Annotated in this window: 14 protein-coding genes; 9 read left to right on the top strand and 5 right to left on the bottom strand. The window is 61.3% G+C overall.

All coding sequences use genetic code 11. From position 1 onward, the window contains the following. Positions 1-32: 32 nt before the first annotated feature. The 5 genes from ACNPN0_RS02380 to ACNPN0_RS02400 form a co-directional block, all read right to left on the bottom strand. A complete protein-coding gene (locus ACNPN0_RS02380; protein WP_434693120.1) occupies positions 33-650 on the bottom strand; it encodes a TetR family transcriptional regulator in 618 nt (205 codons plus the stop codon). Between the two features lie 32 nt (positions 651-682). Further along, positions 683-2,002, bottom strand: coding sequence for an AMP-binding protein (locus ACNPN0_RS02385; RefSeq protein WP_434693118.1), 1,320 nt, complete (start codon positions 2,000-2,002; stop codon positions 683-685). Positions 2,003-2,034: 32 nt separating this feature from the next. Further along, the gene (locus ACNPN0_RS02390) at positions 2,035-2,481 is read right to left on the bottom strand and encodes a hotdog fold thioesterase (RefSeq protein ID WP_434693115.1); all 447 of its coding nucleotides are present in this window, start codon (positions 2,479-2,481) and stop codon (positions 2,035-2,037) included. 116 nt (positions 2,482-2,597) lie between these two features. Next, a complete protein-coding gene (locus ACNPN0_RS02395) occupies positions 2,598-3,611 on the bottom strand; it encodes a GNAT family N-acetyltransferase (protein ID WP_434693112.1) in 1,014 nt (337 codons plus the stop codon). Positions 3,612-3,631: 20 nt separating this feature from the next. Next, the gene (locus ACNPN0_RS02400) at positions 3,632-5,785 is read right to left on the bottom strand and encodes a S9 family peptidase (protein ID WP_434693109.1); all 2,154 of its coding nucleotides are present in this window, start codon (positions 5,783-5,785) and stop codon (positions 3,632-3,634) included. Positions 5,786-5,987: 202 nt separating this feature from the next. Between ACNPN0_RS02400 and ACNPN0_RS02405 the strand changes: the two genes are divergently transcribed. The 9 genes from ACNPN0_RS02405 to ACNPN0_RS02445 all read left to right on the top strand — a co-directional run bounded on the left by ACNPN0_RS02405 (position 5,988) and on the right by ACNPN0_RS02445 (position 13,624). Next, on the top strand, positions 5,988-7,454 hold the full coding sequence (locus ACNPN0_RS02405; protein WP_434693107.1) for an amino acid ABC transporter substrate-binding protein/permease: 1,467 nt from the start codon (positions 5,988-5,990) through the stop codon (positions 7,452-7,454). Continuing rightward, entirely contained in the window at positions 7,451-8,206 is a 756-nt protein-coding gene (locus ACNPN0_RS02410; protein WP_105656927.1) for an amino acid ABC transporter ATP-binding protein, read from the top strand. The genes ACNPN0_RS02405 and ACNPN0_RS02410 overlap by 4 nt, the downstream gene beginning before the upstream one ends. Before the next feature lie 195 nt (positions 8,207-8,401). Beyond that, positions 8,402-8,851: a DoxX family membrane protein gene (locus ACNPN0_RS02415; protein WP_434693104.1), complete on the top strand. Its 450-nt coding sequence runs from the start codon at positions 8,402-8,404 to the stop codon at positions 8,849-8,851. A gap of 141 nt (positions 8,852-8,992) precedes the next feature. Beyond that, the gene (gene paaA, locus ACNPN0_RS02420) at positions 8,993-9,979 is read left to right on the top strand and encodes a 1,2-phenylacetyl-CoA epoxidase subunit PaaA (RefSeq protein ID WP_434693101.1); all 987 of its coding nucleotides are present in this window, start codon (positions 8,993-8,995) and stop codon (positions 9,977-9,979) included. A 1-nt stretch (position 9,980) separates the two neighbouring features. Beyond that, positions 9,981-10,271 (top strand): 1,2-phenylacetyl-CoA epoxidase subunit PaaB, encoded by a 291-nt coding sequence (gene paaB / locus ACNPN0_RS02425; RefSeq protein ID WP_434693098.1) that lies wholly within the window; start codon positions 9,981-9,983, stop codon positions 10,269-10,271. Next, positions 10,268-11,128: a 1,2-phenylacetyl-CoA epoxidase subunit PaaC gene (paaC, locus tag ACNPN0_RS02430; protein ID WP_434693097.1), complete on the top strand. Its 861-nt coding sequence runs from the start codon at positions 10,268-10,270 to the stop codon at positions 11,126-11,128. Before paaB ends, paaC begins: the two co-directional genes overlap by 4 nt. A gap of 37 nt (positions 11,129-11,165) precedes the next feature. Further along, the gene (paaD, locus tag ACNPN0_RS02435) at positions 11,166-11,663 is read left to right on the top strand and encodes a 1,2-phenylacetyl-CoA epoxidase subunit PaaD (protein WP_332489069.1); all 498 of its coding nucleotides are present in this window, start codon (positions 11,166-11,168) and stop codon (positions 11,661-11,663) included. Further along, positions 11,660-12,820 carry a 1,2-phenylacetyl-CoA epoxidase subunit PaaE gene (gene paaE / locus ACNPN0_RS02440; protein ID WP_434693094.1) on the top strand — a complete coding sequence of 387 codons (1,161 nt, stop codon included), beginning with the start codon at positions 11,660-11,662 and terminating at the stop codon, positions 12,818-12,820. Before paaD ends, paaE begins: the two co-directional genes overlap by 4 nt. A gap of 18 nt (positions 12,821-12,838) precedes the next feature. Beyond that, entirely contained in the window at positions 12,839-13,624 is a 786-nt protein-coding gene (locus ACNPN0_RS02445) for an enoyl-CoA hydratase-related protein (protein ID WP_434693091.1), read from the top strand. The last annotated feature ends 30 nt before the right edge of the window (positions 13,625-13,654 follow it).

The following is a 13,654-nucleotide window of genomic DNA, read 5'->3' on the forward strand; positions in this document are numbered from 1 at the left end:
CCCCCCCCGATACGGGGAGCCTGGCCTTGGAATCAGGCGCCGGCGGTATGCAGGCCGTTGAAGAGCAGCGAAACAGCCTGGTCCTCCAACTCGGGTCCGTCGATTGGCCCGTCAGTGCGGTACCAGTCCACCACTGAGTTGATCAAGCCGAAAAGCAGCCTGGCGGTAGCCCGAGGTTCCAAGTCAGCACGCAACTTGCCATCCGACTGCGCGGCAGTCACCAATTCTGCCAGCTGGCGGTCCATTGCGCGGCGGCGTTCCAGCGCCTGGCGCTCCAGATCAGTGTTGCCACGCAGGCGCAACAACAAGGTCACGTAGGAACGCTTGGCCAGCAGGATCCTGAAGGTTGCGCGCAGGAAGAATTCCAGACGCTCATCCGCGGTACCCTCATGCGAGCGGACCTCGGCGATCACCGCCTCCAGGGGAATCAGCGCCTCATCCAACGCCAGGCGCAGCAGGTCCTCTTTCGACGGGACATGGTGGTAAATCGCGGATTTGCTGATACCCAGGCGGTCAGCGAGCTTGCCCATGGAGGTTGCATCGTAGCCGTATTCGTTGAATGCCTCGACAGCAATGCGCAAAACGGTTTCTTGATCATAACCAGGGCGGCCGCGCTTGGCCGGACGGTTGGCAGTATCGGTAGTTTCCATGATTAGTTGATTATCCCATGTCCCGGCGGAGGCTAGTTATTGCGCATGTCGTAGATGCGCTTGAGCTTGCCCATGGAGCGTTCCAGCGATTCTGGTTCGACGACGTCAATGGCGCAGGAAGAGCCGACGTGGATCTTGATCAGCTTGGCCAGTTCCTTGGCGCCGGTGGTTGCATCCGCCATGGACGCTTCACCGCGGCGCTCCACCTTCACTGCCAGCTGGTCCATGCGATCCGGACGAGTCAGGATCAGCTGGAAGTGCGGCGACAAGCTCGGCACCTTAAGGATCAATTCTTCGATCTGGCTTGGGAACAAATTCACGCCACGCAAGATGATCATGTCATCGCTGCGGCCAGTGATGCGTCCCATGCGACGGTGTCCGGGGCGGCTGGTGCCAGGCATCAGGCGGGTCAAATCGTGGGTGCGGTAGCGGATGATCGGCAGGGCCTGCTTGGTCAGCGAGGTGAAGACCAATTCTCCGTGCTCGCCATCGGGCAGAATCCTGGTCTCATCGAAAGCATCGATGATTTCGGGGCGGAAATGATCTTCCCAGATATGGCTTCCATCCTTGCGGTCGCCGGATTCGCCGGCCACCCCGGGGCCCATGACCTCGGACAGGCCGTAGATGTCGCAGGCGGTAATGCCGAACATCTCTTCCAGTTCGTGGCGCATCTCTTCGGTCCATGGCTCGGCACCGAGGACGGCCACCTTCAGCGAGGTGGACCGCGGATCAAGGCCCTTGCGCTGCATGGCATCGCCAATGGTCAACAGGTAGGTCGGAGTGCACAGGATCGCATCAGGCTCGAAATCCTGGATGAGCGAAATCTGCTTGTCGGTCTGGCCACCGGACATGGGGATCACAGTGGCCCCGAGGTACTCGGCAGCGGCATGCGCGCCCAGTCCGCCGGTGAACAGCCCGTAGCCGTAGGCGTTGTGGACCTTCCAGCCTGGCTTGACTCCGGCCAAGCGCAGGCAGCGGGCGCCGAGCTTGGCCCAGTCCTCCAGGTCCTTCTTGGTGTAGCCCACCACGGTGGGCTGGCCAGTGGTACCCGAGGAGGCATGGATGCGGGCGACCTCATGCTGCGGAACGGCGAACATGCCGAAAGGGTAGTTCTTGCGCAGATCTTCCTTGTCGGTGAAGGGGAACTTGGCGAGGTCGCTCAGTTCCTCCAGGTCATCCGGGTGCACGCCAGCGGCATCGTACTTCGCCTTGTAGTACGGAACGTTGTTGTAAGCATGGTGCAGACTTTCCTTCAAGCGGGTCAGCTGGATCGCTTCGATCTGCTCACGGCTCATGGTTTCTTCCGGATCAAGCGGATTCGGAAGGCTGTCGCGGTCGGTGTTCTGGGACATGCTAAAACTTTCGTGTCGAGTGGGCAGGGTGCTTAGCGGTTCTTCGGTTTCGGGACGGTGCGCGATCGTCCGCGGAACTCTGCGACGGTTTCAATTGAACCGTCGACCGCTGGCTGGGTCACCTTGATGTCGTAGATCCCGCTGCGGCCTTGCTGCGAGACCCGGTTGCCGGTGGCAGTCAGCACTCGTCCGGGAATGGCTGGCTTGAGGAAGTTGACGTCGGCGCCGGAAGCGACCGTGATGGTCTCGTCGGAGCCTTCCTGCGGATTGCAGCTCAGCGCGAACGCGGTGTCTGCCAGAGCGAAGATCATTCCGCCGTGGCCAATGCCGAAACCGTTGAGCATTTCCTGCCGGAGCGCCATGGTGATGACTGCGTGGCCGTCGGAGACCTCGACGACTTCGATGCCCATCCACTGGGTGGCGTAGTCATTGCGGAGAATGGCGTGCGGGACCGAATTTCCTACCTGCGTTTGGCTCATCGTCTTCCTTCGCCGAATTATTTACCGAACGATCATTAGGTAATAACATTATGTGAGCTAAGTCAAGTTATGCGACCGTATTGGCGGTACTGTTTCAGCGATGAAGCGCAGCGGATTCAGGCAGTGAAAATTCGTTGATGGACGTCAAGGATGAAAGGTTCCTTGATCCGGTTGTAGTCCATGACCAGGCCGTTCTCGCCGCCGCTTGCAGCCAGTGCGCGGGCGGCTTCCCGCTTTACCGCGGCGTATGCCAAACGGTCGGCTTCATGGTGTTTCAGATGCTCGCGGAAAATCACGAGTCGCAGATACTCGGGGCTTCCTGCACTGAAGACATGGATATTGGCCTCGGGGAGCCGCGAACCGGCAGCGGGCTTGAGCATGCGGTGGCCATACCAGCCAGGTTCACGGTGCCAAAGAAGCATGCCGCTGGATTCCAGCGCCGGAACGTAGGACGCTTCCTGATCCGCGTCGGGGACCAGCAAGACGATGTCGATGATCGGCTTGGCGGGCAGATCCGGGACGGATGTCGAGCCGGTGTGTTCAATGGCCAACGCGGTGGCCCCCAGGGCACTGGCGATTCGATGGTGCAGGCGGTGGAAGTGACTGGCCCATTGCTTCGATGGCTCGGCAATCTCAATGAGGCCGCGCGTCAGCTCTCCACCCACGGCCTCGTATTCCGGATCTTCATCTGGCTGGCCGGTGAGCAGCGGGTAGAAGGGCAAGGTGCACAGGTACCGCCGGGCATCCGGCCAGCGCGGGTCGGCAGAAGACTGCGAAACAACGCAACCCAGCGAGCGGTAAAAACCCACCGCATCCTCTGCAGTGGTGGCCCAAATGTTCTTCTCGTGGCAGTCGCGCAGCTCAGCGAGCAGCCTCGAGCCCAGACCCCGGCCCTGGTGGGATGTTTCAACGGCCAAGTATTCAACGCACACCGCGTATTTGCCGCTGTGCCGGTAGGCGGCCAGTGCCGCAATATCGCCCGCGGCAGTGGCGATGGCAAGCACCTCAAGGCCTTCGCATTCATCGAGCAGCGCTTCAAGCGCCTGCTCGTTGGCAGGTTCGGCGGCCAGCACCAGCAAGCGGCGAATCGCAGGGTCATTGCGGTAGTCGCTGATCTTGATGTGGTGCATGGCCGCCGTTCCTTTGCTGCTTAGATTTCGTCGGTGCATCCCAGGGCGTCCAAGGCGAAGGCGTAGTCCCACGCGCGGGCCTTCCAGGACTCGTAACGTCCCGAAGCGCCGCCGTGGCCGCCATCCATTTCGGTCTTCAGCACAATCGGGGCCTGTCCGGTACCGACTTCCCGCAGCTTGGCCACCCATTTAGCTGGCTCCACATACAGTACACGGGTGTCATTGAGCGAGGTGACCGCAGCGATCTTCGGGTAATCCTGTGCTGTGACGTTTTCGTAGGGAGTGTAGGACTTCATGTAGTCGTAGACCTCCTTGCTCTCGATCGGGTTGCCCCATTCTTCCCATTCCAGTGCCGAGAGCGGAAGCTCTGGATCCAGGATGGAGGTCAAGGCATCGACGAACGGCACCTGGGCGATGATCGCTGTATACAGCTGCGGAGCCATGTTCGCGATGGCGCCCATCAGCAGTCCGCCGGCCGAACCGCCCAGGGCGGCGATGCGCTGCGGATCGGCCCACCCGGAATCGAGCAGGTACTGGGTGGAATCAATGAAGTCGGTGAAGGTGTTCTTCTTGTGCAGCTTCTTGCCTTGCAGGTACCAGTCGCGGCCCAGCTCGCCGCCGCCGCGCACGTGGGCAATGACGAAGACCACGCCGCGATCGAGCACGCTCAAGCGGGGGATGCCGAAACCAGGATCCATGGAGGCCTCGTAGGAACCGTAACCGTAGATCAGCACCGGCTGGGGAACCGAGGTATCCAGGTCGGCACGGCGCATGATGGTCAAGGGGACCTTGGCGCCATCGGCCGCGGTGGCCCACTCGCGGGTGGACAGGTACTTGGCAGGATCGAAGTGGTTCACCGGGGTCTGCTTGCGCAGCACCAGCGACTGGTCCTGGAGCCACAGGTCGTATACGCGGGCCGGGGTGAAGTCTGCGGTGTAGCCGATGCGGATCAACGGAGCATCCAGCTCGGCAAAGGTCGCCGAGGCAGTGAACAGCTCATCATCGAAATCCGGTTCAATGGCTGGCTGCTGGGCTCTGGTGCCCAATCCGTCCAAGGCGATCAGCTGCACGCGCTCGCAGGTATCTCGGCGCACCGAGAGCACCACGTGCGAACCGGTCAGCGCGGTGCCTTCGATCTTGACCGTGTCCTCGTGGGCCACCACGGTCTGCCAGTGCGCCGGGTCGGCGTTTTCGCCCAGCTGGTCCAGGGAGGCCAGCGACACCATGTTGTTCGGTGCCTGGTGGTCGTGGGTGATCAATGCCTGGCCCGCGCCCGGCATCAGGTCGATTCCGTGCAGCAGGCGCAAGGAGCGCGGCACCAGCAAGGTCACGGCAGCCGAAGGATCGGCCAGATCCAGCATGCTGGTTTCGGCGTATTCGGAGTTGCCGCTGGAGATCATCAGGGTGTTGCGGTCCGGGCTCAGATCGAAGCCGAGCCACATGCCAGGATCATTTTCCTCGAAAATGATCTTGTCCTGCGTTGGGAGGGTCCCCAGCAGGTGAGCGCGAATCTGGTGCGGCCGCCAGGTTTCGTCAACCACCGTGTAGAAAACCGTTGAAGAATCGGGGGAGAAGGCCAGGCCGTAGAACACTCCTTCAATGGTGTCGCTCAGCAGCAGGCCGGTGTCCAGGTCCTTGATGAAAAGGGTGAATCGCTCATCGCCCGCATTATCGACACAGTAGGCAAGCAAGTTGCCTGCTTCATTCAACGCCATGCCGCCGAGCGAGAAGAACGGCTGCCCTTCGGCTAAGGCGTTGCCATCGAGCAGCACCTCTTCGGCTGGCAATGCAGTTTCCGCGTCGATGACCGGGGGAGTCCAGTCGGCAACCAGGTCCCCGGTGTCCGATGCCTTGACGCGGCACTGGATGGTGTAGGGCTTGCCTTCGGCCGAACGGGTGAAGTACCACCAGCCGCGGCGGCGCACTGGAACCGACAAGTCGGTTTCAACGGTGCGTGCCTTGATCTCGCTGAACAAGGCATCGCGCAGCGGCCGCTGGCTAGCGGTAATGGTGTCGGTGTACTCGTTTTCTGCGGTCAGATGCGCGATGACATCCGGGTTGGCTTTCTCCCGCAGCCACTCGTAGTTGTCGATGAAGTCATCGCCGTGGAAGCTGCGGGTGGTGGGCAGCTTTGCGGCACGCGGTGCATTGGCGGTCAACGATTCTGGAGTCATACCCCTATTCAATCCCACTGCCGTGCTATGCGGGTGCAGCTATGCTCAGCGCGGACAGAACAGCGGTTTCAAACCGATAACGATGCAAGTGCAGGCGAGTCGCGGGGTACCGGCTAGGCTTTATAAGTCCTAGGCTTGCAGGCAGAACGTATCATCTGCACCTTGGGCCATTCGCCCTTCAGTACGAGAAAGCGATACATCAGTGGAAAAGAAAAGAACAGCTGCCCCCACAGGGCGCCTGGCCCGATGGATAGCCGCGGCTGCCATCGGTTTGATGGCCTTGGTCGTCGGGGCACCCTCGGCCGTGGCCCAAGGCAGTGAAAGCGTCGAGGGCCAGACCTACGTCATCGGCACGGATACGACTTTCGCGCCCTTCGAGTTCCGCCAGAACGGCGAGCTGACCGGTATCGACATGGATCTTCTGCGCGCCATTGCCGAAGACCAGGGTTTTGAAGTCGAGATCAGGTCCCTGGGCTTCAACGCCGCTTTGGCCGCCCTCTCCTCCAACCAGGTGGATGGCGTGATCGCCGGCATGTCGATTACCGACGAGCGCAAGGAGATCTACGACTTCTCCGAGCCGTACTTCGAGTCCGGCGTGCAGATGGCTGTCGCTGCCGGCAATGACGAGATCACCAGCTACGAGGACTTGGAAGGCAAGACCGTTGTCGCCAAGACCGGCGCCGAGGGCGAAAGCTATGCAAAGTCCATCGCCGAGGAATACGGCTTCCAGGTCAAGTCCTTGGACCAGTCGGCCACCATGTACGAATCGGTCAAGGCCGGTTCTGCCGTTGCCGTCTTCGATGACTACCCGGTGCTGGCCTACGGCATTGCCCAGGGCAATGGCCTGAAGACCGTCACCGACAAGGTCCCGGGCGGTTCCTATGGCTTCGCCGTGAACAAGGGCGAGAACACCGCGCTGCTGGCAGCGTTCAACGACGGCTTGGCCGAGCTGAAGGCCAACGGCGAGTACCAGCAGATCCTGGACTCCTACCTTGCCGACCCGACCGCAGCGGCGCCAAGCAACTTCTTCGACCTGCTGGTCAAGTCCATTCCCGCATTGATGACCGGTCTGTGGCACACCCTGCTGGTGACCGCGATTTCCTTCGCCATTGCCATGGCATTGGGCCTGGTCTTCGGCTTCATGAAGATCTCCGGGAACATCGTGCTGCGCGGCATCGCCACGACCTTCGTGAACATCTTCCGCGGCACCCCGTTGCTGCTCTGGGCCTTCATGTTCTACTTCGGCCTGCCGCAGCTGACCGGCTGGGAGATCAGCGTCTGGACTGCAGGCGTGCTGACCCTGTCGCTGAACGCCGGTGCCTATGTCGCCGAAATCGTTCGCGGCGGTATCCAGTCGGTGGATCCAGGGCAGCTTGAAGCGTCCCGTTCGCTGGGCCTGGGCTATGGCAAGTCGATGCAGAAGGTCGTGATCCCGCAGGCTTTCAAGATGATGACCCCGTCACTGATCAACCAGTTGATCATCAGCCTGAAGGACTCCTCGTTGCTGCTGGCTATCGGCTTCACCGAGCTGCTCTACCAGGGCCAGCAGATCTACGCGGCGAACTTCCGTGTCACTGAGACGCTGCTGATCGTGGGCATTATCTACTTCATTGCCATTATGGCGCTGACCAAATTGGCAAATTATGCCGATCGGAGGTTCAACAAGTGAGCACCGTAACCGAGCAAAGCTCCAACGTGAAGATCCAGGTCAAGGACTTGCACAAGTCCTTTGGCTCCAACAATGTCCTCAAGGGCATCGACATGGATGTCCGCGAAGGCGAAGTGGTGTGCGTGATCGGACCTTCGGGGTCCGGCAAGTCCACCTTGCTGCGTTGCCTGAACAAGCTTGAGGACATTACCTCGGGCAAGGTGGTTGTCGATGGCTTTGATGTCACCGACCCCAAGGTGGACATCAATGAGGTGCGCCGCCATGTAGGCATGGTGTTCCAGCACTTCAACCTGTTCCCGCATATGAGCGTGGCAGAGAACATCATGCTGGCGCCGGTCGAGCTCAAGAAGATGAGCAAGGCGGAAGGCCGGGAGCGCGCACTTGAGCTGCTGGAACGCGTGGGCTTGCGCGAGAAGGCCAACGCCCGTCCGGCCTCGCTCTCTGGCGGCCAGAAGCAGCGTGTGGCCATCGCCCGCGCGCTTGCCATGGCCCCTGGCATCATGCTCTTCGACGAGGCTACCAGCGCTCTTGACCCGGAGATGGTCGGCGAAGTGCTGCAGGTTATCAAGGAGCTGGCCGACACCGGCATGACCATGGTTCTGGTGACCCACGAGATGGGCTTTGCGCGCGAAGTCGCTGACCGCGTGGTCTTCATGGCTGATGGTGTTGTCTGCGAGCAGGGTGCGCCCGAACAGCTGTTCGGCAACCCGCAGCAGGCGCGTACCCAGGACTTCTTGTCCAAGGTTCTCTGAGCCGTACCGCCAAGCCAGCGGAAAACCGTGCTGTCCACGACCAGGTGAAACTGGTTGCGGGCAGCACGGTTTTTTCGTGACGAAGCTTACGGGACAAAAACCTTCATATGCTTGAAGGTTCAACTTATTCCCTTGTAGGGTTGGAGCAGTAGCCACACGGGATCTTCCCGTGCCCCAATCACTAGGAGTTAAAATATGTCCGCTCTGGAAAACAACCCGGCCCTGCAGACCGCTGCGCGTACCCTGCTTCGCTTGGCCTTCGGCTTCCTCTTCCTGGCTCATGGCTGGCAGAAGTACTTCCAGTTCACCATCGAGGGCACCACTGCGGCCTTTGGCCAGATGGGCGTTCCTGCTGCCGGCTTGATTGCTCCAGTGGCGGCAACCCTGGAGATCGCAGGCGGCGCCGCGATCATCCTTGGCCTGCTGACCCGCGTCTTCGCTGGCCTGCTGGGCCTGCAGATGATTGCCGCCCTGTTCATGGTTCATGCCTCAGGTGGCGTGTTCGTGGAAAATGGCGGCTTCGAGCTTGTCCTGGCACTGGCTGCCGGCGCGCTGGCACTGCTCTTGACTGGCCCAGGCCGCATCTCGCTTGATGCGCTGATATTCAAGGGTAAGAAGTCGGAAAAGGCGCTGGCTAACGCCTAATCCCCAGCTTCAAGGAAACCCCGGGAATTCTTTCCCGGGGTTTTGTTGTGCCCGGAGGGGGTTGGTGTTGACGTGATCGAACGCACTCTGACATACTGAACGAACGGTCAGTATGTAATTTGTTTTCGATGAGGTGAACCCATGGCCCCGACCACACCGCAGGAGCCGGGACTGAGTGCCGTCCCGAGCTACGAAGAAGAGCAGTCCCAAGCGCGTTTCGACGCCTTGATCGATCAGGACTCCCGCGTCGAGCCACGCGACTGGATGCCTGAGAAGTACCGCAAGACCCTCAGCCGCCAGATCTCCCAGCACGCGCACTCCGAAATCATCGGCATGCAGCCTGAGGCCAACTGGATCACCCGCGCTCCGTCGCTGAAGCGCAAGTCCATTCTGATGGCCAAGGTGCAGGATGAAGCCGGGCACGGGCTCTACCTCTACTCGGCTGCCGAGACCCTGGGCACCACCCGCGACGAGTACAACGAGCAGCTGCTCTCCGGCAAGGCCAAGTACTCCTCGATCTTCAACTACCCTGCACGCACCTGGGCGGATATGGGTGCTATCGGCTGGCTGGTCGATGGTGCGGCCATCGCCAACCAGGTTCCGCTGTGCCGCGCCTCCTACGGCCCTTACGGCCGTGCGATGGTGCGCGTGTGCAAGGAAGAATCCTTCCACCAGCGCCAGGGCTTCGAAATCCTGCTCTCGCTCTCCCGCGGCACCGACGCGCAGAAGAAGATGGCCCAGGACGCCATCAACCGCTTCTACGAACCGTCGCTGATGATGTTCGGTCCGCCAGATGACCAGTCGCCGAACTCCCAGCAGTCCATGGCCTGGAAGATCAAGCGTTTCTCCAATGACGAACTGCGCCAGCGCTTCGTTGGCATGATCGCCGAGCAGGTCAAGGTCCTTGGCCTGACCCTGCCGGATCCCCAGCTGCACTTCGATGAAGAAAAGAAGCAGTGGATCCACAAGGATTTGAACTGGGATGAATTCATGGCAGTGATCAAGGGCAATGGCCCGGCCAACGCGCAGCGGCTGGAACGCCGCCGTGAAGCGCACCGCGAAGGTGCCTGGGTCCGAGAAGCCGCCGCAGCATACGCAGCAAAACAAGCACGAAGTGAGGTCGCCTAGCATGAGCCAACAGAGCAATTGGCCCCTGTGGGAAGTATTCGTCCGATCGTCCCGAGGACTCTCGCACGTCCACGCCGGATCCCTGCATGCACCGGATCAGCAGATGGCACTGCGCAACGCCCGCGATCTGTACACCCGCCGCAATGAAGGCGTCTCGCTATGGGTCGTAGAGTCCTCGGACATCATCAGCTCCGACCCCGGTGAAAAGGATTCCTTCTTCGAATCCCCGCAGGGCAAGGACTACCGCCACGCGACCTATTACAAGGCCAGCGAGGGAGTGAAGCACCTGTGAAGCACGAAGAACTCGACGATGCGCTCGATAGCTTCGGCGACGCGCTTGCCTCGGCCACCCGCGTCACCCCGGGCAATGCCCTGCGTCCGGAGGACATCGCCGTGGACGGCGTCAAGCCAAGCGAAGAGGTTGCGCGCTACGCGCTGACCCTGGGCGACGATGCCCTGATCCTGGCGCAGCGCATGTCGCACTGGATTTCCCGCGCTCCGGAACTGGAAGAAGATGTTGCCCTGGGCAATATCGCCCTGGATATCCTGGGCCACGCCCGCTCGTTCCTGACCTACGCCGGACTGGCCTGGGACAAGACCGAAGACGAATTGGCCTACTGGCGCGAGGAAGAAGAATTCACTTCGCTGTGGATTGTCGAACAGCCCAACGGCCACTTCGGCGTGACCATCATCCGCCAGCTGATCGTTTCGATCTTCCAGAACCTGCTCTACAAGCAGCTGGCGCAGTCCAAGGACGAAACCTTGGCCGCCATCTCGGCCAAGGCAGTCAAGGAAGTCGACTACCACCGCGACCACGCCATCCAGTGGACCATCCGCCTGGGCCTGGGGACCGAGGAATCAGCGTCCAAGATGCGCCATGCCCTGGAAATCCTCTGGCCGTACGTCGATGAGATGTTCCGTGATGAGGAAGTCCACCAGGACCTTGCGGATATCGCCGTGCTGCCCTCCACCCTGCGCGGTGCATGGGATGAAGAAATCACTGCGGTATTGGCCGACGCCGGACTGGAGATTCCTGCTACCGGACAGGCCATGGCCTACGGACGCCGCGGCGAGCATTCGGAGCACCTGGGCTACCTGCTGGCAGAGATGCAAGTTCTCGCTCGCAAGCATCCCGGTGCCAGCTGGTAACTACGCAACATTTTTGCCCGAAAAGGGGGAAGCAGTCTTGAGCAAGACGATCGCTGGCGCCAAGGACCTGTTCGCTATCGCCTCCCAGGTGACCGACCCGGAAATTCCGGTGCTATCCATCGCGGACCTGGGAATCCTGCGCGAGGTGGACATGGCTGAGGACGGAACCGTGCAGGTAGTCATCACCCCGACCTATTCAGGTTGCCCGGCGATGGATGCCATCAATGGCGACCTGTACACCGCCTTCGCAGACGCCGGATATGAAAAGGTTGACGTCAAGCTGGTGCTGAGCCCGGCGTGGTCAACGGACTGGATGACCGCGGAAGGCAAGGCCAAGCTCGAAGAGTACGGGATTGCCCCACCGACCGGCCAGGGCCACGCAGGCCGCGTCACCCTGGGCATGAGCGTGAAATGCCCGCGGTGCCACTCGCTGAACACCCGGGAGCTGGCCCGCTTCGCCTCGACTTCCTGCAAGGCGCTCTACACCTGCAAAGACTGCTTGGAACCCTTCGACTACTTCAAGGTGCTCTCATGACCGAACAAACCACTCCCACCCGACGCCGAGCATCCTTCCATCGGCTCACCGTCTCGAATGTGCGCCGGTTGACCAAGGACTCAATTGAAGTCAGCTTCGCCATCCCTGGCGACTTGAGCGAGGAATACGACTACGTCGCAGGCCAGTACGTGGCGTTGCGCAAGGAAATCCCCAACGCCGAAGGCGAGCTGGTCGAACTGCGCCGTTCGTACTCGATCTGCGCCGCCCCGAAGGGCGACGAGATCAAGGTGGCGATCAAGCGCGACCTGGGCGGCCTGTTCTCCACCTGGGCCAACGAGTCCCTGGCCGCAGGGGACCAGATCGATGTGATGAGCCCTGCCGGCGCTTTCATTTCCAAGCACAAGCTCACCCAGATCAATAACCCGTCGACCATCGACACTAAAGCGCAGGACCGTTTCGTGGCCGTCGCCGCCGGCTCGGGCATTACCCCGGTGCTGGCCATTGCCCGCACGATCCTCGAAGCCAATGACCACACCCGCTTCGACCTGATCTACGCGAACAAGGCCGCCATGGACGTCATGTTCCTGGAGGAACTGGCGGACCTGAAGGACCGCTACACATCCCGGCTGGCACTGCACCACGTGCTCAGCCGCGAACAGCGCATTTCCCCGTTGCTTTCGGGCCGCATCGACGCAGAGAAGCTCACCACGCTGCTGACCAGCGTGGTCCAGGCACCGAATGTTGACGAGTGGTTCCTCTGCGGCCCATTCGAGCTCGTCCAGTTGGTCCGCGACCAGCTGGCCAGCTTGGAAGTTCCCGCCGAGAAGATCCGTTTCGAGCTATTCACCACCGGCGAGCCGACGAAGCCGCAAGGGCATATCGGCCGTCCCGTGGTGGCGGACGAGAATGAGGAAAGCTACGAGATCAGCTTCAACCTCGACGGCCTGAAGGGCGAGGTCAAGTCGCCGGTGCGGGCCAACGAAACCGTGCTGAACGCTGCCTTGCGCGTGCGTCCGGATGTGCCGTTCGCTTGCGCTGGCGGCGTGTGCGGCACCTGCCGTGCCAAGGTCACCTGCGGTACGGTCACCATGGCCGAGAACTACGCGCTGGAACCCGACGAAGTCGAAGCCGGCTACGTACTGACCTGCCAGTCGCACCCAACCAGCGAAAAGCTGAGCGTCGACTTCGACGCCTAGAAAGGCCAGGACGGATCCATGATCGAACTGACGATTGAAGATTCCATCGCGCGGGTGGTGCTCAACGCTCCGCAGAAGATGAACTCGCTGGATGAAGCTGCCTTGGCGCAGCTCTCGGAAGCCTATGACAAAGCGGCCGCCGCAGTGGCTGCGGGCACCGTGCGCGCGCTGGTACTGACCGGCGAGGGACGAGGATTCTGCGCAGGTCGGGACATCTCCGGGGTAGATCCCGCGGACGATGACGTGATCGGCTATCTTGACGGCAAGGTCCAGCCGCTGCTGGAAAAGATGTCCAGCTTCCCTGCGCCAACCTTCGCGCTGGTGCAGGGGGCCTGCCTGGGCGTGGGATTGGGGCTGGCGATCGCTACCGACGTAGTCTACGTCGCGGAAAACGCCAAGATCGGCTCGCCGTTCGCGAACCTCGGTGCCACCTTGGACTCGGGCGGGCACTGGCTGTTCACCGAGCGTCTCGGGGCACACCGCACGCTGGACATGATCTACACCGCGGAGCTGATCTCCGGTGCTGAAGCGGTGCGTTCGGGGCTTTTCTCCCGGGCATTCCCAGCAGAGGAACTGGCAGAGCGCAGCGAAGAAATCATTGCCAAGGTAGCCCAGGGTGCAACTCAGGCATTCATCGCTTCCAAGCAGCTGGTCAAGGAAATCCGTGACCAGCGTGCGGGGCTGTGGGAATCGATGCGTACCGAGAACCGGGCGCAGGCAGCCCTGTGCGACACCGCCGACTACGCCGAAGGTTTCAAGTCCTTCCAGGAGAAGCGCAAGCCGGTGTTCACCGGCCAGAAGTAGTTTCCCGGCAGACCCGAGAAGAGCACCTGG

It is taken from the genome of Glutamicibacter sp. AGC84, assembly GCF_053543575.1.